The following is an 18,254-nucleotide window of genomic DNA, read 5'->3' on the forward strand; positions in this document are numbered from 1 at the left end:
CGGTTACTGCTGGTACGTCTTGAGGAAGTTGCCGATGCGCCCGATGGCCTGCTCCAGATCATCGACTCGGGGCAAGGTGACCACGCGGAAGTGGTCAGGCCACGGCCAGTTGAACGCCGTCCCCTGAACGATCAGCAGCTTCTCGGCGAGCAACAGGTCGAGCACGAACTTCTCGTCGTTATGGATCGGACAGATCTTCGGGTCGATACGCGGGAACGCGTACAGCGCGCCCATGGGCTTGACGCAGCTGATCCCCGGGATGTCGTTGAGCAGCTCCCAGGTACGGTTGCGCTGTTCGAGCAGGCGACCCGGCGGCAGTACCAGATCATTGATGCTCTGGTAACCGCCGAGTGCCGTCTGGATGGCGTGCTGCGACGGCACATTGGCGCACAGGCGCATGTTGGCGAGGATGTCTAGGCCTTCGATATAGCTCTGTGCCTTGTGTTTGGGACCGGAAATCGCCACCCAGCCCGAGCGGAAGCCGGCAACGCGATAGGATTTGGACAGGCCGTTGAAGGTCAGGCAGAGCACGTCCGGCGCGAGCGAGGCGGTGGAAATATGCACCGCGTCGTCGTAGAGAATCTTGTCGTAGATCTCGTCAGAGAACAGCACCAGCTTGTGCTGGCGTGCCAGTTCCACCATGCCTTCCAGCACTTCCTTCGGATAGACCGCGCCGGTCGGGTTGTTCGGGTTGATCAGCACCAGGGCCTTGGTGTTCGGCGTGATCTTGGCCTTGATATCGGCCAGGTCTGGCCACCAGTTGGCCTGCTCGTCGCAGAGATAGTGCACCGGTTTGCCGCCGGCCAGGCTCACGGCAGCAGTCCACAGAGGATAGTCCGGTGCCGGGATCAGCACTTCGTCGCCGTTGTTGAGCAGCGCCTGCATGGACATCACGATCAGCTCGGACACGCCGTTGCCGAGGTAAATGTCCTCGATGCCGACACCTTCCACCTGCTTCTGCTGGTAGTACTGCATGATCGCCTTGCGGGCGCTGAACAGGCCTTTCGAGTCGCTGTAGCCTTGGGCCGTGGGCAGGTTGCGGATCACGTCCTGGAGGATTTCCTCCGGTGCTTCGAAACCGAACGGCGCCGGGTTGCCGATGTTCAGCTTGAGGATGCGATGGCCTTCCTCTTCCAGGCGTTTTGCGTGCTTGAGCACTGGCCCACGGATGTCGTAACAGACATTGGCGAGCTTGTTCGATTTGCTGACCTGCATGATCCTGAGTGTCCCGAAGTGAAAACGTGCCAGTTCCGGAAATGGCTGGTCACGTTTGGCATGAACCCGGGCGCCTTGGCAGTCGGAAACCCCGCTGCCAGACTAGGCGTCGAAGAGGGAGGCATGATACGTGCGGCCCGACCACCGGAAAAGGTACAGATCGGCCTTTTTTATATAGCGTGCTGTTGCGCTTCGTGTGCGTTCCAAACAACCGGTGCGCCAGGTCGTGGCCATGGGACGAAACGCGAACAGACCCCGAGGAGGCTACCGATGGACAAGCTGGAAAAACCGCTCGACGCCTGGCGTGAGGAGCTGTCCGATGAGCAGTTCCAGATCTGCCGGCTCGGCGCCACCGAGCGCCCCTTCACCGGCAAGTACAACGATACCCGGACGCCGGGCGTCTACCATTGCGTCTGCTGTGATGCGCCACTGTTCGATGCCGATGCCAAGTTCGACTCCGGCTGTGGCTGGCCCAGCTATTTCCAGCCGGTAAGCGATACGGCCATTGCCAGCCTGGATGACTTCAGTCATGGCATGCATCGGATCGAGGTCAGGTGCGCTCGCTGCGACGCCCACCTGGGGCATGTGTTCCCCGATGGCCCTAAACCGACCGGTCTGCGCTATTGCATTAATTCGGGCTCGCTCGACTTGAAGCCCCGCGAAGCCTGAGCCGCAAGGAACCAGCATGCGCGATCCTCTGTTAGATATTCCCTGCGTCACCATCGACGGCGAGCACAAGACGCTCGCCGATTTCGATGCCAAGGTGCTGCTCGTGGTGAACACCGCCAGCCAATGTGGTTTCACGCCCCAGTACAAGGGATTGGAGGAGCTCTGGCAGCGCTACGGCGAGCGCGGCCTGGTCGTGCTCGGTTTTCCGTGCAACCAGTTCGGCGGACAGGAGCCGGATAGCGAGGCGCAGATCGCCACCTTCTGCGAGCGCCGGTTCGGCGTGTCCTTCCCCTTGTTCGCCAAGGTCGAGGTCAATGGCGGCGACGCCCATCCGCTGTTCATCGAGCTGAAGAAGCGCGCGCCCGGCCTGCTGGGCAGCAAGGCGATCAAGTGGAATTTCACCAAGTTCCTCATCGCCGATCAGGGCCGCACGGTGCGGCGCTATTCCTCGCGTACCGCGCCGCAGGCGCTGGCGGCGGATATCGAGGCGCTGCTCTGAAACACGAGCGGCGCGGGATCGATAGCTTTTGCAGGCGTTGATGTCTGGTCCGGCTTCGGCCGGACTTTTTCTGTTTGGAGTCAATCATGGATGTCGAGTTGAAAGCCTTCCTGCAGCGTGCCGAAGGCCTGTTGGCGCGTATCGAGCCGTTGCTGCCCGCGCAGCCGCCCATTATCGATTGGGAGCATACGCTGGCGGCGCGCTGGCAGCGTGACGGCCGAAGCGGCTATCTGGCGCCGCTCGAGGTCAATCTCGATCTGCGTCTGGACGACCTGATCGGCATCGACCGACAGCGTGATCTGCTGGCTGCCAATACCCAGCAGTTCGTCGATGGCCTGCCCGCCAATCACGTCTTGCTCTGGGGCGCCCGTGGTACTGGAAAATCGTCGCTGATTCGCGCTCTGTTGGCCGAGTATGCCGGCCGCGGGCTGCGCCTGATCGAGATCGAGCGCGACCACCTGGCGGATCTGCCTCGCGTGGTGGAGCTGCTTTCAGGGCAGCGCCAGGCCTTCGTGCTGTTCTGCGACGACCTGTCCTTCGAGGCGGGCGAGGGTGACTACCGGGTGCTCAAGAGCGTGCTCGACGGTTCCCTGGAGCGTGCGCCGGAGAACGTGCTGCTGTATGCCACGTCGAACCGCCGTCACCTGGTGCCGGAGCGCCAGAGCGACAATGAGAACTGGCAGATGGTGGACGGCGAGCTGCACCCGAACGAGGCGGTGGAGGACAAGGTCGCGTTGTCCGATCGTTTCGGCCTCTGGTTGTCGTTCTATCCGTTCAGCCAGCAGCACTACCTCAGTGTGGTGCGCCACTGGATCGATTCGCTGGCGGGCAGGGCGTGCTTGCAGTGGGATTGGGACGAAGCGCTGGAAAAGGACGCGATTCGCTGGGCCACCGGGCGCGGCAATCGCAACGGGCGCTGCGCCTATCAGTATGCTCGGCAATGGGTCGGCAGCAAGCTGCTGGAAAGGCGGGACTGAACAGGCGATTGTCTGAACGCTCTGCGGTGCCTGCCGCGTCCGCTGCAGGCACCGGTCGTGGCGTGGCGACTCAGGTCGCAGCGGCCTTGCCCATCTCCTTGAGCTTGTTGTTCATGCGCTGCTCGTCCGGCAACAGGCTACTGACCGACTGCCGCTCGAGCATGCGTGCATGGTGTGCAGTCAGGCCCGGCCAGCGTTGGCCATCAAGGTACTCGCCGCCATGTGCCATGTTGATCAACTGACAGGTTATGGCGATGTCCGCCATCGATAGCTCGTCGCCAACGAAGAAACCCCGCTGACCCAGCTGCTGCTCGAGATAGTCGAAATGCGGCGGCAATTTCTGCTGCAATGCCGCCTGCACCGCTTCTTCATTACAGGCTTGGCCTGACATCGGTTTAAGGATGCGGTTACGGAACACGGTGAACGTGGTCAGTGGTGCCAGTTCGTAGTCCGCGTATTTCTCGAGCCAGCGTATCTGACCACGTTGCTGGGCGTCATCGCCATACAGGGACGGCGTATTGGAATAGGCCTCCTCCAGGTACTGGCAGATGACGCTGGAGTCGGCAAGTGTGCAGTCGTCGCCGTCCTTGAGTGCTGGAATACGGCCCAGGGGATTGAGTTCGTAGTACCACTGGGGTGGCGTGAAAGGCATCACCGTTTCGAGCCGGTAATCGAGGCCTTTCTCGTTCAGGCAAACGCGCACTTTGCGAACGAATGGGGAGAGGGGGGCGCCAAACACGGTCAAGGACATCATTGCACTCCGCTGTGGTTGTTTGCATGCGATCTGGCCGGCTGGGCTGCACAGACGCAATCAGTAGACATTGTTCTTCTTCCACAGGTCTTCATCGTCGAAGGCTTTCATGCCTTCGGCCAGCTCACTGGATTCGTCTGCTTTGGGTACTTCGTTCTTCAGCACCAGCGCATTGGCGTGCTCGAGCAGCGCCTCCAACTGTTTCAGTTGGGCCTGATAGGGAGCCGGTACTGCCTGACGGCGGATATGCTGAATCCCTCGTTCGAATGCCAGGCGTGCACGTTGGGGCTGGTTCTGTTGTAGCGCAAGCTTGCCCAGTCCGGTGAAGAACTCGATGTGCAGAATGGCCAACATGCGCTGTATATCCTGCACCCAGCGCTTGGCTTCTGCCTGCTCAAGCAGCCCTTCCTTGGTCGCGTGAACGATCTGGGCATGCAGATCCTCAAGCATGAAACGGCTTTCCTTGGCCTGCGTTTCGGTGAGTATCTGTCTTGGCGGGTTGCGGACCTCGAGCGCATCACCCTTGGCCACGTCGGCGCGCAGGGCCTGGATACGCGCAGCCAGTTTGTCGTTGCCCTTGTCCAGCGGTAGCAGGCGCTCGCTAAGGCTCAGCTCCATCCGAGTCAGCAGCAGCTTCAACGCGGGGGTAACCATCTGGCCAGGCAGACCTTCGGACAGGTTGGCGCAGCGGCGACAACGGTCAGTGAGGTCTGCGCGTTTCCGGGCTTTTTCCAGATTGTTCTTCTCGACGATCTGGATGGAGTAGACGATGAAGACTAGAACGAGCAGACCGGCCAGGACCAACCCTGTGATCATTAATGGAGACACTTGACTGTACCTCTCGAGCCGCTGGCTTTTTGCCTGAGTGTAGTGGCTTGACGGTGTGGCCGATAGCTCTGGTTGTTGGTCGAGGATGAGATGAAATTTTTTTTGAAAACAATGCTTGACGGCTATTCGAGGCCTCCATAGAATGCGCGCCACTTGCAGCGTGAAGCGCCAAACGCAACACGCTGAAAGCCGGAGTAAAGCAGTAGCTTCCGGGCAGCGTCCCCTTCGTCTAGTGGCCTAGGACACCGCCCTTTCACGGCGGTAACAGGGGTTCGAGTCCCCTAGGGGACGCCACTTTTGATGCAAGTAATGCGGGAATAGCTCAGTTGGTAGAGCACGACCTTGCCAAGGTCGGGGTCGCGAGTTCGAGTCTCGTTTCCCGCTCCAAATTCGCCATGAGGTTCCATACGGAATTTCTGGTTTGAAAAAAGCGACCCTAGGGTCGCTTTTTTCGTTCTGCGGCGGCAAAACCAGCCCCGCCGTCGCTGCGGTGACTGGCATGGGCGCGGAATGCGCGTCCGCTCCGGCCGTTAGTGGCTCGGCGGCGGCTGGCCGGGGCCAGTCAGGTGTACTTGGTGAAAATGCCGCGTACCCGCTCCAGCGTTTCAGACGTATCCTGCGCCTGGTCGTGAAGGGCTTCCTCAATCAGGCAGGTCAGCATCAACCGATACGCCTTGTCCAACGCGCTGCGCGCAGCTGAAAACTGCTGAGCAATCGCCTCGCAATCCTCGCCACGCCGAATCATTGCCTGAATGCCCCGGACCTGGCCTTCGACTCGCGCCAGTCGTTTCAGCATGGCCTGCTGCTGATCCTGCAGGTCTGCCGATACGACGGCAGTCGTCTGGTCGTTCATGAGATACCTCGAAAGTCTCAAAAGGGGTAACTGCAGCGGGGCAGCTGAAGCGGAGCGCACCGACTCGCATACGGGTAGGGGCATGCTAGCGGCCCGCAACCACATGGCCAACTTCTTTTCGTACAGTGCTTGCGTAACGATATATAAAAAAATATATTGTTTTTGTCTTAACTAATCGCTCTGGCCATGACTCCCGACCTGGATATAGACAGCCTGAAAGCCAACGCGGCTTCCGCAAGCGCTTTGCTGAAAGCGTTGGCCAACCCGGATCGCCTGTTACTGCTGTGCCAGCTTTCCCAGGGCGAGCGTAGCGTGAGCGAGCTCGAGCAGCTCCTGGGTATCCAGCAGCCAACGCTGTCACAGCAGCTGGGCGTGCTGCGTCGCGAAGGGCTGGTGGCGACAAGACGCGAGGGTAAGTTGATCCATTACCGGATCAGCAGTCCGGAGGCGCTGGCGGTAATCGCCACGCTCTACCAATTATTTTGCGAGAGGGGGCAGCAATGACTGTCGATTGGGCGAACTTCACGCCGTGGACGGCGCTTGCAGGCGGTGTGCTGATTGGTGCCGCTGCCAGCCTGTTCGTATTGCTCAATGGCCGTATCGCCGGTATCAGCGGCCTGCTGGCAAGTCTTCTGGAACCGGGTGCTGAAGGTCGAGGCGAAAAGCTGTTGTTTCTGCTCGGTCTTCTGCTGGCGCCGCTCCTGTGGGTGCTGTTCGGTAGGTTGCCGGTGCTGGAATTCCAATCCGGCTGGTTCGGATTGTTGATTGCCGGCTTGCTGGTAGGCGTAGGAACCCGATACGGCTCAGGCTGCACCAGCGGCCATGGGGTGTGTGGGATTTCGCGGCTATCGGCACGCTCCATCGTCGCGACTTTGGCGTTCATGGCGGCCGGCTTCGGCACCGTTTATGTCCTGCGTCATCTGCTGGGAGGCTGAATATGCGCAAACTGACTTCGTTTGCCGCTGGTTTACTGTTCGGGCTGGGGCTGCTGCTTTCCGGGATGGCCAACCCGGCCAAGGTCATTGGCTTTCTCGATGTTGCGGGCGCGTGGGACCCCTCGCTGGCGCTGGTGATGGTTGGTGCCATAGCCACGGCCCTGGTCCCCTTCACCTGGGCGAAGCGGCGAGAGCGCTCCTTGCTCGACGCGCCGATGCAGCTACCGAGCAAGCGCGATCTCGACGGACGACTGATTGGCGGCAGCCTGGTGTTCGGGATTGGTTGGGGGGTAGCCGGCATCTGTCCGGGGCCGGCGATCGCCGTACTGCTCAGCGGGCACTGGCAGGTCGTGCTGTTCGTACTCGCCATGCTGGGCGGAATGCTTTTGTTCTCTGCGCTGGAACGCCGGCGCACTTGCTGACCGGGAGGTCATTATGAAAGCCAACGTTGGAACCATTGATCGGACCCTGCGCATCATCGTCGGCCTTGTGCTTATCGGCCTGACCTTGGCAGGCGTAATCGGTGTTTGGGGTTGGATCGGCCTGCTGCCGCTGGCTACGGGCGTCTTCCGTTTCTGCCCAGCGTACACGCTGCTTGGCATCAAAACGTGCAAGAGCTGCAACAAGGCCTGAAATCGCACCAAACGACGCTGCAACGCAAGAAGGCCGACATTGATGTCGGCCTTCTTGCATCTGCCCGGTTCGCTTACTCGAAACTGGGCAGGCTCGGCTTCACGACGGGTTTGTTGGCGGCGGTCCAGGCATCGAAACCGCCGGCGATCGATCTGACGTTCAGATAGCCCATGTCTTGCAGCGATGCCGCGGCTAGCGCAGCCCGGCCGCTCGTCTTGCAGTACAACACCAGGTTCAGGTCGCGCGGCCCTAGCTCCGGTGTGCCGCTGAGCTTGAATTCCAGCAGCCCGCGGGGAATGTTGAGGGCGCCATTGATATGGCCTTCGTGAAACTCGTCCGCCTCGCGTACGTCGATCAGCACATCCGCGGCCTGGATCGCCGCGTCGGCGTCGGCAATGGACACCTCCTGAATTCGGGTTCTGGCCTGTTCGACGAGGTCGTGTGCGTTCTTCATCCCGCTTTCTCCTTGCTGCATAAATGATCACGCTGCCGTTCAAGCGCGTGGTGAGTGGTTTGCGGATCCAGGGCACGTAGGGCTTCGTACTGGCTGATGAAAACCTGCCCGCCGAAGTGCTCCAGGAAGTCGCTGCGTCGTAGTCGATCCATCACCGGGCCCTTCACTTCCGACAGGTGCAGCTGAATACCCGCCGTATGCAGCCGGGCGCTGATCGCCTCGAGGCTCTCCAGCGCGCTGGCGTCGATCAGGTTCACGCCAGGGCACATCAGCACCAGGTGCTCGGCCTGTGGATAGCGGCCGATCAGCTCGGCAATCCGATCTTCCAGGTAGCGTGCATTGGGAAAGTAAAGGCTCTCGTCGACGCGCACCGAAAGCACCTTGGGGCTCTGTACTACGGCGAAGCGTTCGATGTTGCGAAAGTGCTCGCTGCCCGGCAGCTGGCCGACCACCGCGACATGCGGTTGGCTGGTACGCCAGAGAAACAACAGCAACGAGAGGCCGACGCCCAGCATGATCCCGCTTTCCACGCCGACCAGCAGAACGCCGAGCATGGTGGCCGCCATGGCAGCGGCGTCCTGGCGCGAATAGCGCCAGGTCCGCTTGAGTGCAGCCAGATCCACCAGGCTGAGCACGGCGACAATAATGGTCGCCGCCAGCACCGCGTGCGGAAGGTTGTGGAAGAGCGGGGTGAACAGCAGCACGGTGATGCCGATTCCCGCTGCGGTCAGGGCTCCAGCCAATGGGGTCTGGGCACCGGCATCGAAATTGACCACGGAGCGGGCGAAGCCTCCCGTTACCGGAAAACCACCGCTCATGGCGGCAGCGATGTTGGCGCCACCGAGCGCGACCAGTTCCTGATTCGGCTCGATCTGTTCACGGCGCTTGGCCGCCAGGGTTTGCGCCACCGAGACCGATTCGACGAAGCCGACCAGGCTGATGAGCACGGCGGCCGGGAGCAGGGCCATCGCCAGCTCCAGGTCCAGCGTCGGCAGGCTCAGCGACGGCAAGCCACGCGGCACTGCGCCAACGACCCTGACGCCGGCGTCGGCCAGCCCGAGCCCGCCGACCGCTGCTATTGCCAAAAGGAGCGCCACGACCGGCCCGATCTTGGTGAGCGTGCCGGCGATATGTACGCTCATGCCCAGTTTCTGCAGCCAGCCGCCGAGTCGGCTGCGCACCAGAAAGAGAAACAGCAGGCTCAGGGTGCCAATGATGAACGTCGGCAGATGCGTGCTTGGCAGGCCCAGGATCAGTCCATGGGCAAGCTCCAGGGCATTCTCGCCGGTTACCGGGATGCCAAGGATGTGCTTGAGCTGCCCCAGGGCGATGAGAATGCCCGAGGCGCTGATGAATCCGGAGATGACCGGGTGGCTCAGGAAATTGGCGAGAAAACCCAGCCGCAGCACCGCCATTGCCAACAGTACGGCACCGGAAAGCATGGCCAGCAGCATTGCAGCCTCAGCGTATTCGGCGCTACCGACGGCGAACAGCGGCCCCAGTGCCGCCGCCGTCATCAGCGATACCACCGCTACCGGCCCCACCGCGAGCGTGCGACTGGTACCGAAAAGTGTATAGGCAATCAGCGGCAGCATGCTGGCGTACAGACCTGTCACCGGCGGCAGCCCCGCCAGCATGGCGTAGGCCAGGCTCTGCGGGATCAGCATCAGCGTCACGATCAGCGCTGCGAGGCCATCCTTGGCTGCCGCCGTCCGGTCGTAGTGCTTAGCCCACGTCAGGAACGGCAGGTAGCTGGCCAGCCGCTGTTTCATCCTTTCTTCTCCTGGCCGAAATCGCAGGCGTTGGGGGCTTCGGCGGGGCGCGGCTCGAAGTCCAGGTGTTTCGGTTCGGCCAGCCACTCATGGCCCTTGAGCATCATGTCGAAATAGATCGACGGCATCCATCTGGTCTTCAGTTTCCAGGCCAGCCGGCGCGGGACCTTCGGATCGAGCGGAAAGGTGGGCAGCAGTTTTCCGCCATAGCCGAACTCGGCAAGGATCACCTTGCCCCGCTCGACGGTCAGCGGACAGGAGCCGTAACCATCGTAGATCGCCCGAAGCCCGGCGCCGCTGAGCACGCTCAGCACATTCTCGGCCACGACCGGTGCCTGCTTGCGCACCGCTGCGGCCGTCTTGGCGTTCGGCGCGGAGCAGACGTCGCCAAGGCTGAAAATGTTGCCGAAGCGTGGATGGCGCAGGGTCTCGTGTTCGGCTTCGAACCAGCCGTCTGCTGTGCTCAGGGCACTCTGGCGGATGAATTCCGGCGCGTGCTGGGGTGGAACCAGGTGCAGCATGTCGAACTCGCGCACGACGCGCCGACTCTGGCCATTGCTGTCGACGACGTCGAACCAGGCCTTGCGAGCCGGGCCATCGACAGCGGTCAGCCGGTTGTTGAAGTTGAGCTCGGCGCCGTAGCGTTCGACATAGGCCATGAGGCCGGGCACGAAATCCGCCACGCCGAACAGCACGCCGCCGGCCGAGCAGAAGTCGACCTGGATGTCCTTCAGCACGCCCTGTCTGAGCCAGTGATCGCAGGACAGGTACATGGCCTTCTGCGGTGCGCCGGCACATTTGATCGGCATGGGCGGCTGGGTAAAGAGCGCCCGGCCATGGCGTAACTGCTGCACCAGCTGCCAGGTGTAGGGGGCGAGTTCGAAGGCGTAGTTGGAGGTCACGCCGTATTTGCCGAGACTGTCACGTGCGCCTTCGATGGCGTCCCAGTCGAGCGCCAGACCCGGACACACCACCAGCGCGCGATAGCCGATGCGACTGCCATCCTCCAGCACCACTTGCTGGTGTTCCGGTTCGAAGGCCTCAGCAGCGGCATGAATCCACTGTGCCTTGGACGGAATGCAGCGGCTCATGGCGCGTTCGGTATTGGCCCGGTCGAACACGCCAGCGCCGACCAGCGTCCAGCCGGGCTGGTAGTAGTGCTGCTCGCGCGGCTCGATGACCGCGATGCGCAGGTTCGGGTCGCGCTTGAGCAGGCTTGCGGTCACCGCGCAACCGGCGGCGCCGCCGCCGATGACCAGGACATCGTAGCGGGGCGTTGCCGCGAGCCGTGACGAGGTGTTCAGCGGTTCATCCGCGGTGGATTGCCAGTACTGCTCCAGGCGCGGCAATAGCCCGCTCAGGTCGTAGTCCGCCTGCCGTGCGGTCTGCAGCAGCACCTGGGGATCCAGATGATGCGCTTCGGCCAGCGCCCAGAGCGACGCGGAGCGTGTGCCGGTCCGGCAGAATGCCAGTGCCGGCCCCTTGATCCGCCCGAGCAGCGCGCGAAAGGCGGCGACATCGGCGTCGGCGATCTGCCCGGATATCACCGGCAGATGGTGGTACTCCAGGCCAGAGGCCTCGGCGGCCTGCCGTATCGCTTCGCTACTGGGCTGGCCTTCGCCCTCGTTGTCCGGACGGTTGTTGATCACGCAGCGAAAGCCGCTGCCGGCCAGCAACGCCATGTCCGTCGGTTGCAACTGGGCGGCGACGGAGAGAAAAGGGGTCAGTCGCTTTATGGTTTGCATGTCGACGTCCTCCGCTTGGGGTCACAGCACGTCCAGGGGGATCTTCAGATAGCGTGTACCGTTGCTTTCGGGCGCCGGCAGCTCTCCGCCACGCATGTTGATCTGCACCGAGGGCAGAATCAGCGTGGGCATCGTCAGGGTCGCGTCGCGCGCGGTGCGCATGTCGACGAACTGCTGTTCGCTGATGCCGCTGTGAACGTGCACGTTGTGCTCACGCTCGGCAGCGATGGTGGTTTCGTAGAGAAACTCGTCGCGCCCGGGTGCCTTGTAGTCGTGACACATGAATACCCGTGTCTCGCCCGGGAGGGCGAACAGCTTCTGGATCGAGCGGTACAGCGTCCGCGCATCGCCACCCGGAAAATCGCACCGGGCCGTACCGTAGTCGGGCATGAACAGCGTGTCGCCGACGAATGCGGCATCGCCGATGACGTAGGTCATGCAGGCGGGCGTGTGGCCCGGAGTGTGAATGGCGCGGGCTGGCACGTTGCCGACCTGAAAGGTTTCCTCATCCTGAAACAGGTGGTCGAACTGGCGACCGTCGGTGGCGAACTCGGTACCGGCATTGAACAGCTTTCCGAAGGTGTTCTGTACCACGGTGATCCGGTCACCGATCGCCATACAACCGCCCAGCTGCTGTTTCAGATAAGGCGCGGCGCTGAGGTGATCGGCATGCACATGGGTTTCCAGCAGCCACTGCACCTTGAGATCCTGTTCCCGCACATAGTCGACCAGGCGCTGAGCCGTCGCATGGGAGGTGCGCCCGGATGCCGGGTCGTAATCCAGTACCGAATCGATCACGGCACACTGCCGGGTCTCGGGGTCACTGACCACGTAGCTGTAGGTGAAAGTGGCGGGATCGAAGAAGGGTTCGACGTGGGCATTCATGGTGCTTCTCCTCTCTGTGCTCGATACCGGTAGGGGTATGTTCTCTGGGCTGATCTTAGTCCTGCATTAAGTTATATGCATAGAATTAATTGTTATTAGAGGGGCGGGCGCCATCCGTGGTGTGTATAGCTGAAGCGGCGCAGGTCGCCTGATCGACAGGCTCAGCTCGTCGCCGGGTTGGCCTGATCGCTGACGATGCGTCCATCGACCAGCTGAATCGTCCGCGCGCAGTCCGCGGCCAGCCGTGGATCATGCGTCACCACCAGCACCGCGCAGCCGAATTGGGCGTTGATGCGATGGAACAGCTCGAACACGCTTTGCGCGGTTCGCGTATCGAGGTTGCCGGTCGGCTCATCGGCCAGCAGCAGCGGCGGGCGTGTCACCAGCGCCCGGGCGATAGCGACCCGCTGCTGCTGGCCGCCGGATATCTGCGTAGGTTTCTTGTCGGCGAACGCTCCCAGCCCAACTTCGTCGAGTAAGTTCCGGGCGAGGTCGATGTCCGCGCTCGATGGCTTGCCGTGGCGGATCATCAGAGGCATCAGCACGTTTTCCAGCACGCTGAACGCCGAAATCAGGTGATGGAACTGGAAGACGAAGCCAATCGCCTGGTTGCGCAGGTGGGTGCGTGCCTCGTCGTCGCTATCCCGTGTCGCCTGGCCGAGCAGGTACAGCTCGCCTGAGCTGGGCGCGTCGAGCAGGCCGATCAGGTTCAGCAGCGTGCTCTTGCCCGATCCCGACGGTCCGATCAGGGCGGTCAGCTCACCCCGACACAATCGCAGATCGATGCCATGCAGCACCTCGGTTTCCAGCGCGGTGCCCACATTGAATGCCTTGCGTACCTGCTCCAGGCGCAGGACCTCGGCGGCATGGCTCTTCAGCAGCGCTTCAGACATAGCGGATCGCCACGGCGGGGTCGTAACGTGCCGCGCGCCGGGCCGGCATCGCCGCGGCCAGCACACCGGTGATAGTGGCGACAAGCATGGCCAGCGGCACCAGCGTAGGGTCGACGGGAATCTCGAACAGGCGCGGGCCGGCGATGTTGAATACCTGCACCAGCCCCCAGCCGACTGCCCCGCCACAGGCCGAGCCAAACAGGCCGAGCACGCCGCCCTGAAGCAGGAAGACCCGCAGGATCTGTCCGCGCGGGCTGCCCATCGCCCGCAGGATGCCGATTTCGCGGGTACGCTGGACCACGCTGACCGCCAGCACGCTGGCGATGCCGAATGCCACCGAGATACCGACGAACACGCGGATCATCTCGGTGGTCATGCTCTGCGAGCTGAGCGCATTGAGCAGTTGCCCGTTGGTTTCCATCCAGCTTTCGGCACGCAGCCCGGTGAGACGCGCCAGACGCTCGGCCACCCGATCGGCCTGGAAAATGTCGGCGACCGTCGTATCGATGACCGTGATGCCGCCGGGCAGGTCGAGCAGTGTCTGCGCCTGCTTGAGGTCCAGGTAAACGTAGCGCGAATCCAGCTCGCGCACGCCAAGTTCGAAGATGCCAGCGATATCGACAACTGCCTCGCGGCCTTCACCGGCGTCCAGCCGCAGCTTGTCGCCGATACCGAGGCCGAGGTCCTTGGCCAGCTCCTTGCCGATCACCGCATTGCCTGCGCCAACCATGAATCGTCCGGCAATCAGATCGTCGGCCAGGGGGATGATGCGCTGATAGCGCGGCGGATCGATGCCGAGCAGCGCCACCGAAGCGCGCGCCACGCCGCGCCGGGCGATGGCCGGGCCGCTGATGACCGGTGACACTGCCAGCACCTGCGCGTCCTGGTCGAGCACGTCGCGAATGTCCTGCCAGTTGATGATCGAGCGCAGACGCTGCGCCCGCGGACTTTCCAGTACCAGCGACCAGCTGTCGGGAGTGACCGGCAGGGTCCGGTTGGCCTCGTCCGGCGGGAGGATACGAATATGTGCCTGAGTGCCGAGGGTGCGCTCGATCACATTGGCTTGCAGGCCGGTGATCAGCGCCGTGATGAACACGATCACCGCAGACCCGACGGCGATGCCGAAGACGATCAGTAGCGTCTGCATCCGGTTGTCGAGGAGGAAGCGCAGGGCGATCTTCCATTCGATCCATAGCGACTCGCTCAGGCGCACGGTCGTCAGTCCCGGATGCCGCTGGGAATCGGCCGTTCAGTCACCCGCACGCGCTTTCCCTCTTCGGCATCGTCGAGTAGAACCAGGTCGCCGGTGGTGAGCCCCTCGACGACCTCGCTGAGGGCAGTACCCAGCAGGCCAAGACGAACGTCGACCCGCTCGACCACACCGTCCCGAACCCGCAGCACCTGGGCGCGCGGGCCGCTGCGGGCGCGCAGGGCATCGTTGGGCAGTACCAGGGCCTGATCGCGGCGACCGGTTTCGATATTGACCGATACGGTCATGCCCTGGCGCAGGAAATCGGCGGGTTCCAACAGGTCGAGATGAACATCGATGGTGCCGCGTGCCGTATCGACCGCAGGGGCGATGAAGCTGACCCGCGCCGGCAGCACACGCTCCGGGTAGGCGTCGGCAATGATGCTCGCGGCCTGGCCGAGCCGCACAGGAGCCAGGTTCTTTTCATCCAGCGGCAGCAGAATCTCGCTGCTGCCCGAGCGGGCGATACTGAGCAGCGTACGTCCAGGCTGGACCAGATCACCCGGTTCCACATCGCGGGTCTGCACGATCCCCGTTACCTGTGCGTGGATGCGTGTCTTGGCAAGTGTCGCGCGCGCGGCCTCAAGGCGTTGCCGGAGGACTTGTTCCTCGCTGCCGCCTTCGGCGAGTGCCGCGGCGGCAAAACGCGCGCGGTCTCGAATCACGCGGGCCGTGAGTTCCGCGCGGCGTGCCTGCTCCAGCGGTTCGGAGGCGAGCAGCTTGCGCTCGAATAATGTTTCGCGTCGCTTCAGCTCGCGGCTGGCCTGTTCCAGATTGTGCTGTGCTTCGCGCAGGGTGGCCTGTGCCTGCGGGCGGGTGGAATCGATCAGTTGCTGCAGGCCCGCTTCCGCCTCGCGCAGGCGGGCACGCTGTTCATCGTCGCGCAGCTCCAGCAGCAGGTCGCCGGCCTCTACTTCATCGCCTTCGCGCACATGGCGAGCGGCAACCACACCGGTAATCTCGCTCCCCACCTGAGCCAGCGACTGACTGTCCACTTCGCCACTGGCTACCACTCGTTGCACCAGCGGTCGCGTTTCCAGCCGATAGGCCGGCACTTGCGGCCCTTGCAGCTGGCTGCGGATCAACCAGCCGCCAGCCAGCGCGAGCACGACGAGCAGTGGCCAAGCGCGGCGGAAGTTTTTGGCGACAGGCAAGACGGACCTCTCCCTGATACGGCCCAAGACGGCCATCGAAACGCCACAAGCTTACGGCCAAACGACTTGCATGAATACTGCCCGGAGTGTCGCGTTCGTGCTGCCAGGCGAGGTCCGGTACGGGCGAAGCCGATGGCCGCGGCTATCGAGGCCATAGCCTCGCTGCGGCGATGGACGGCGTACAATGGCGGCCCGCTCCCAGGATCCGCGATATGGCCACTACCGTTCAAAACCCCGCCGCCACGCTGCGCGCCGCCTGGCTCGCACAGGCCCAGGCCAACCCCTGGATAACCTTTGGCCTCGCCGCGACCGCAGCCGCGGTTCTGCTCCTGTTGGTTGCTGGCGCCGTCAATGCGTTGCAGAGCGGCGAGGCGATCAATGTGCGCTACGCCCTGCTTGGCGGCAGCGCGGGCTTCGTCGCAACGGCGGTCGGTGCGTTTCTGGCGATCGGTCTGCGCGACATCTCGACCCGAACGCAGGACAGCATGCTCGGCTTCGCAGCGGGGATGATGCTTGCCGCCAGTGCGTTCTCGTTGATCCTTCCGGGACTGGAGGCCGGTCGTGAGCTGTTCGGCAGCGGGCCGGCGGCTGCGCTGACCGTGGTGGTGGGCCTTGGGGTCGGCGTGTTGCTGATGCTCGGGCTGGATTACTTCACCCCGCACGAGCACGAGAGCACCGGGCCTTGCGGCCCCGAGTGCGAGCGTCTGAATCGAGTCTGGCTGTTCGTACTCGCCATTGCCCTGCACAACATCCCCGAAGGCATGGCCATCGGCGTGAGTTTCGCCAATGGCGACATGAGCGTCGGTCTGCCGCTGACCACGGCGATATCCATTCAGGACATTCCCGAAGGCCTGGCGGTGGCGCTGGCGCTGCGCACCACCGGCCTGTCGGCACTGGGCTCGGTGCTGGTGGCCGCGGCATCCGGGTTGATGGAGCCGATCGGCGCGCTGGTGGGCATCGGCATGTCCAGCGGCTTTGCGATCGCCTATCCGATCAGTCTCGGCCTTGCCGCAGGGGCGATGATTTTCGTGGTGTCCCATGAGGTGATTCCCGAGACCCACCGCAACGGCCACCAGACGCCCGCCACGCTGGGGCTGATGGTCGGGTTCGCGGTGATGATGTTTCTCGACACCGCCCTGGGCTGACGCGTCAGGGCTTATCCGGCTCGGTCTGCATCACCAGCTCGACACGCCGGTTGCTGGCGCGGCCATGCTCGCTACCGTTGTCGGCAATCGGCCGGGTGTCGGCATAGCCGGTTGCGCTCAGGCGGGTCGCCTCGATGCCCGCCAGCTGCAGATAGCGCACCACGCTGCTGGCACGGCTGGCGGAAAGCTCCCAGTTTGAGGGGAAGCGCTCGGTCTGGATCGGCAGATTGTCGGTGTGGCCCTCGACGATGATCCGGTGCGGGCTCGCGGCCAGCGTCGGAATCAGCCGATCGATGACGTCCAGTCCGGTATTTTCGAGCTCCGCCTGGCCTGAGCCGAACAGAATTTCGCTGCTGATGCGGAAGCTGATGCTGCCGTCGTTGACGATCACTTCAATGTCCTCGCCAAGCGCCAGCGCCTCTGCAGTATCGCCGCTTTGCGCATCGGATACGGGGGCGTCGATCGCCGGCTCCGGCAGCGGAGCAATGGCCGGAATCGGTGCGCTGGTCGGCTGCGCCTCGATGGCCAGCGGCTCGGGTGTCGCCATTGCGGTGGGTGTCGCGATGGCGGCCCGGCTGTCGCCTTCGCCGTCAGCCTTGCCGGCCATGCTCAGCATGATCACCAGCATGACCAGCAACAGCGTCAGCATGTCCAGGTAGGTGATCAGCCAGGCTTCCTGCTCTTCTTCCCGCTGCGGCTCGATATGCCAGCGGGAGAAGCGGCTGCCCTGGGATGCTTGCCCGTTCACCGTCATTCTTCCTGCGGTCTGACGTGCGGCGCCGTAGGCGTACCGTCGCGGATTTCATCGTCGTGATGGGCGATGAACGACTTCAGCGTCTCGCGCATGTACGCCGGGCTGCGGCGGTTGCACATCATCGAGATGCCCTGCATGACCAGATTCATCAGGGCGACCCGCTGCTCGGTGCGCCGCTCGAGCTTGACCGCGACCGGCTTGAGCACCAGGTTGGCCAGCAGCACGCCATAAAAGGTGGTCATCAGTGCCACGGCGAGACTGCGGCCGATCTGTTCCATGTCACCGCTGCCGAGCATGAACATCAGGTTGATCAACCCGACCAAGGTGCCGATCATGCCGAATGCCGGGGCGTAGCTGGACATGGCACGAAACAGCTGTGCTTCCGCGTTCTCGCGTGCGCGCAGGCGGGCGATGCGCCATTGCAGCACCTCCAGGATGTCTTCCTCGGGGGTGTTGTCGATCACCAGCTGCACGCCGGTGCGCAGGAACGGGTTGCTGACCTGTTCTACGGCCTTTTCCACCGCCGGCAGGTCGCCGCTGATCCACAGCCGCGAGATCTGCACCAGTTCCTCGAGGTCCTGGCGGGTGTACAGCCGCTCGTTGCGCATGACCGTCCACAGCAGCCCGAACACCCGTGTCACCTCGCGCAGCGGATAGCTGATGAAGGTGGCGGCCAGCGTGCCGACCAGAACGATGCCGAGACTGGGAAAATCGATGAACAGCGCAGGTTCTTTCGCGGCGAACAGCACAACCACGGCCAGCAGGCCGATGCTCGCGACAATGCCGATCAGAGTGGAGGGATTCATCGGGACTCCGCTGAAGGGGCGTTCAGAAAGCGCGCGA

General features: G+C 63.1%; 21 protein-coding genes and 2 tRNA genes. 10 read left to right on the forward strand and 13 right to left on the reverse strand.

The window, feature by feature from the left end; translation table 11 throughout:
* Positions 1-3: 3 nt before the first annotated feature.
* Positions 4-1,215 carry a pyridoxal phosphate-dependent aminotransferase gene (locus ACX1DW_RS03540; protein ID WP_063539812.1) on the reverse strand — a complete coding sequence of 404 codons (1,212 nt, stop codon included), beginning with the start codon at positions 1,213-1,215 and terminating at the stop codon, positions 4-6.
* A gap of 270 nt (positions 1,216-1,485) precedes the next feature.
* Between ACX1DW_RS03540 and msrB the strand changes: the two genes are divergently transcribed.
* The 3 genes from msrB (at position 1,486) to ACX1DW_RS03555 (ending at position 3,360) form a co-directional block, all read left to right on the forward strand.
* Positions 1,486-1,884 carry a peptide-methionine (R)-S-oxide reductase MsrB gene (msrB, locus tag ACX1DW_RS03545; RefSeq protein WP_458992787.1) on the forward strand — a complete coding sequence of 133 codons (399 nt, stop codon included), beginning with the start codon at positions 1,486-1,488 and terminating at the stop codon, positions 1,882-1,884.
* A gap of 16 nt (positions 1,885-1,900) precedes the next feature.
* On the forward strand, positions 1,901-2,383 hold the full coding sequence (locus ACX1DW_RS03550) for a glutathione peroxidase (RefSeq protein WP_011913647.1): 483 nt from the start codon (positions 1,901-1,903) through the stop codon (positions 2,381-2,383).
* Positions 2,384-2,469: 86 nt separating this feature from the next.
* Positions 2,470-3,360, forward strand: a complete 891-nt coding sequence (locus ACX1DW_RS03555) for an ATP-binding protein (protein ID WP_458992788.1) — start codon at positions 2,470-2,472, stop codon at positions 3,358-3,360.
* A 70-nt stretch (positions 3,361-3,430) separates the two neighbouring features.
* On the opposite strand, the gene ACX1DW_RS03560 is transcribed toward ACX1DW_RS03555, so the two are convergent.
* Entirely contained in the window at positions 3,431-4,111 is a 681-nt protein-coding gene (locus tag ACX1DW_RS03560; protein WP_133456712.1) for a glutathione S-transferase family protein, read from the reverse strand.
* Between the two features lie 60 nt (positions 4,112-4,171).
* Positions 4,172-4,939, reverse strand: coding sequence for a hypothetical protein (locus ACX1DW_RS03565; RefSeq protein WP_458992789.1), 768 nt, complete (start codon positions 4,937-4,939; stop codon positions 4,172-4,174).
* Positions 4,940-5,157: 218 nt separating this feature from the next.
* Here ACX1DW_RS03565 and ACX1DW_RS03570 point away from each other — a divergent pair.
* Together ACX1DW_RS03570 and ACX1DW_RS03575 are read left to right on the forward strand one after the other, a co-directional pair.
* Positions 5,158-5,233, forward strand: a tRNA-Glu gene (locus ACX1DW_RS03570).
* 17 nt (positions 5,234-5,250) lie between these two features.
* A tRNA-Gly gene (locus ACX1DW_RS03575) sits at positions 5,251-5,326 on the forward strand.
* Positions 5,327-5,501: 175 nt separating this feature from the next.
* On the opposite strand, the gene ACX1DW_RS03580 is transcribed toward ACX1DW_RS03575, so the two are convergent.
* A complete protein-coding gene (locus tag ACX1DW_RS03580; RefSeq protein ID WP_063539807.1) occupies positions 5,502-5,792 on the reverse strand; it encodes a metal-sensing transcriptional repressor in 291 nt (96 codons plus the stop codon).
* A gap of 186 nt (positions 5,793-5,978) precedes the next feature.
* Between ACX1DW_RS03580 and ACX1DW_RS03585 the strand changes: the two genes are divergently transcribed.
* Genes ACX1DW_RS03585 through ACX1DW_RS03600 form a run of 4 tightly spaced genes read left to right on the forward strand, consistent with a single transcriptional unit; the run spans position 5,979 to position 7,360 of the window.
* Complete coding sequence (locus tag ACX1DW_RS03585) at positions 5,979-6,296, forward strand: ArsR/SmtB family transcription factor (protein WP_063539806.1); 318 nt, start codon at positions 5,979-5,981, stop codon at positions 6,294-6,296.
* Complete coding sequence (locus ACX1DW_RS03590; RefSeq protein WP_133456713.1) at positions 6,293-6,727, forward strand: YeeE/YedE family protein; 435 nt, start codon at positions 6,293-6,295, stop codon at positions 6,725-6,727. The genes ACX1DW_RS03585 and ACX1DW_RS03590 overlap by 4 nt, the downstream gene beginning before the upstream one ends.
* Positions 6,728-6,729: 2 nt before the next feature.
* Positions 6,730-7,149, forward strand: a complete 420-nt coding sequence (locus ACX1DW_RS03595; protein ID WP_161611644.1) for a YeeE/YedE family protein — start codon at positions 6,730-6,732, stop codon at positions 7,147-7,149.
* A 13-nt stretch (positions 7,150-7,162) separates the two neighbouring features.
* Positions 7,163-7,360: a YgaP family membrane protein gene (locus ACX1DW_RS03600; RefSeq protein ID WP_063539803.1), complete on the forward strand. Its 198-nt coding sequence runs from the start codon at positions 7,163-7,165 to the stop codon at positions 7,358-7,360.
* Between the two features lie 73 nt (positions 7,361-7,433).
* Here ACX1DW_RS03600 and ACX1DW_RS03605 read toward each other — a convergent pair whose 3' ends face one another.
* The 7 genes from ACX1DW_RS03605 to ACX1DW_RS03635 form a co-directional block, all read right to left on the reverse strand.
* Complete coding sequence (locus ACX1DW_RS03605; RefSeq protein ID WP_063539802.1) at positions 7,434-7,814, reverse strand: rhodanese-like domain-containing protein; 381 nt, start codon at positions 7,812-7,814, stop codon at positions 7,434-7,436.
* Positions 7,811-9,586 carry a SulP family inorganic anion transporter gene (locus ACX1DW_RS03610; protein ID WP_458992790.1) on the reverse strand — a complete coding sequence of 592 codons (1,776 nt, stop codon included), beginning with the start codon at positions 9,584-9,586 and terminating at the stop codon, positions 7,811-7,813. Before ACX1DW_RS03610 ends, ACX1DW_RS03605 begins: the two co-directional genes overlap by 4 nt.
* The gene (locus ACX1DW_RS03615) at positions 9,583-11,331 is read right to left on the reverse strand and encodes a bifunctional protein tyrosine phosphatase family protein/NAD(P)/FAD-dependent oxidoreductase (protein WP_458992791.1); all 1,749 of its coding nucleotides are present in this window, start codon (positions 11,329-11,331) and stop codon (positions 9,583-9,585) included. Before ACX1DW_RS03615 ends, ACX1DW_RS03610 begins: the two co-directional genes overlap by 4 nt.
* 21 nt (positions 11,332-11,352) lie before the next feature.
* Positions 11,353-12,216, reverse strand: coding sequence for an MBL fold metallo-hydrolase (locus ACX1DW_RS03620; RefSeq protein WP_458992792.1), 864 nt, complete (start codon positions 12,214-12,216; stop codon positions 11,353-11,355).
* A gap of 161 nt (positions 12,217-12,377) precedes the next feature.
* A complete protein-coding gene (locus ACX1DW_RS03625) occupies positions 12,378-13,109 on the reverse strand; it encodes an ABC transporter ATP-binding protein (RefSeq protein WP_458992793.1) in 732 nt (243 codons plus the stop codon).
* Positions 13,102-14,322: an ABC transporter permease gene (locus ACX1DW_RS03630; protein WP_110776549.1), complete on the reverse strand. Its 1,221-nt coding sequence runs from the start codon at positions 14,320-14,322 to the stop codon at positions 13,102-13,104. Before ACX1DW_RS03630 ends, ACX1DW_RS03625 begins: the two co-directional genes overlap by 8 nt.
* 5 nt (positions 14,323-14,327) lie before the next feature.
* On the reverse strand, positions 14,328-15,512 hold the full coding sequence (locus ACX1DW_RS03635; RefSeq protein WP_458992794.1) for an efflux RND transporter periplasmic adaptor subunit: 1,185 nt from the start codon (positions 15,510-15,512) through the stop codon (positions 14,328-14,330).
* A gap of 212 nt (positions 15,513-15,724) precedes the next feature.
* On the opposite strand from ACX1DW_RS03635, the gene ACX1DW_RS03640 reads away from it, so the two are divergent.
* Positions 15,725-16,657 (forward strand): ZIP family metal transporter, encoded by a 933-nt coding sequence (locus ACX1DW_RS03640; protein ID WP_458992795.1) that lies wholly within the window; start codon positions 15,725-15,727, stop codon positions 16,655-16,657.
* 4 nt (positions 16,658-16,661) lie between these two features.
* On the opposite strand, the gene ACX1DW_RS03645 is transcribed toward ACX1DW_RS03640, so the two are convergent.
* A complete protein-coding gene (locus ACX1DW_RS03645) occupies positions 16,662-17,405 on the reverse strand; it encodes an OmpA/MotB family protein (protein ID WP_110778971.1) in 744 nt (247 codons plus the stop codon).
* A 2-nt stretch (positions 17,406-17,407) separates the two neighbouring features.
* A complete protein-coding gene (locus tag ACX1DW_RS03650) occupies positions 17,408-18,217 on the reverse strand; it encodes a motility protein A (RefSeq protein WP_063539795.1) in 810 nt (269 codons plus the stop codon).
* Positions 18,218-18,254 lie beyond the last annotated feature (37 nt).

This window comes from Stutzerimonas sp. KH-1 (assembly GCF_054483855.1).

What these genes read in the sequence shown, in the direction of transcription:
- ACX1DW_RS03595 (WP_161611644.1), top strand. Translation starts at nt 6,730, where the DNA reads ATGCGCAAACTGACTTCGTTTGCCGCTGGTTTACTGTTCGGGCTGGGG.
- ACX1DW_RS03555 (WP_458992788.1), top strand. Translation starts at nt 2,470, where the DNA reads ATGGATGTCGAGTTGAAAGCCTTCCTGCAGCGTGCCGAAGGCCTGTTG.
- ACX1DW_RS03620 (WP_458992792.1), bottom strand. Translation starts at nt 12,216, where the DNA reads ATGAATGCCCACGTCGAACCCTTCTTCGATCCCGCCACTTTCACCTAC.
- ACX1DW_RS03640 (WP_458992795.1), top strand. Translation starts at nt 15,725, where the DNA reads ATGGCCACTACCGTTCAAAACCCCGCCGCCACGCTGCGCGCCGCCTGG.
- ACX1DW_RS03610 (WP_458992790.1), bottom strand. Translation starts at nt 9,586, where the DNA reads ATGAAACAGCGGCTGGCCAGCTACCTGCCGTTCCTGACGTGGGCTAAG.
- ACX1DW_RS03580 (WP_063539807.1), bottom strand. Translation starts at nt 5,792, where the DNA reads ATGAACGACCAGACGACTGCCGTCGTATCGGCAGACCTGCAGGATCAG.
- ACX1DW_RS03585 (WP_063539806.1), top strand. Translation starts at nt 5,979, where the DNA reads ATGACTCCCGACCTGGATATAGACAGCCTGAAAGCCAACGCGGCTTCC.
- ACX1DW_RS03600 (WP_063539803.1), top strand. Translation starts at nt 7,163, where the DNA reads ATGAAAGCCAACGTTGGAACCATTGATCGGACCCTGCGCATCATCGTC.
- ACX1DW_RS03560 (WP_133456712.1), bottom strand. Translation starts at nt 4,111, where the DNA reads ATGTCCTTGACCGTGTTTGGCGCCCCCCTCTCCCCATTCGTTCGCAAA.
- ACX1DW_RS03550 (WP_011913647.1), top strand. Translation starts at nt 1,901, where the DNA reads ATGCGCGATCCTCTGTTAGATATTCCCTGCGTCACCATCGACGGCGAG.
- ACX1DW_RS03540 (WP_063539812.1), bottom strand. Translation starts at nt 1,215, where the DNA reads ATGCAGGTCAGCAAATCGAACAAGCTCGCCAATGTCTGTTACGACATC.
- ACX1DW_RS03625 (WP_458992793.1), bottom strand. Translation starts at nt 13,109, where the DNA reads ATGTCTGAAGCGCTGCTGAAGAGCCATGCCGCCGAGGTCCTGCGCCTG.
- msrB (WP_458992787.1), top strand. Translation starts at nt 1,486, where the DNA reads ATGGACAAGCTGGAAAAACCGCTCGACGCCTGGCGTGAGGAGCTGTCC.
- ACX1DW_RS03615 (WP_458992791.1), bottom strand. Translation starts at nt 11,331, where the DNA reads ATGCAAACCATAAAGCGACTGACCCCTTTTCTCTCCGTCGCCGCCCAG.
- ACX1DW_RS03650 (WP_063539795.1), bottom strand. Translation starts at nt 18,217, where the DNA reads ATGAATCCCTCCACTCTGATCGGCATTGTCGCGAGCATCGGCCTGCTG.
- ACX1DW_RS03605 (WP_063539802.1), bottom strand. Translation starts at nt 7,814, where the DNA reads ATGAAGAACGCACACGACCTCGTCGAACAGGCCAGAACCCGAATTCAG.
- ACX1DW_RS03590 (WP_133456713.1), top strand. Translation starts at nt 6,293, where the DNA reads ATGACTGTCGATTGGGCGAACTTCACGCCGTGGACGGCGCTTGCAGGC.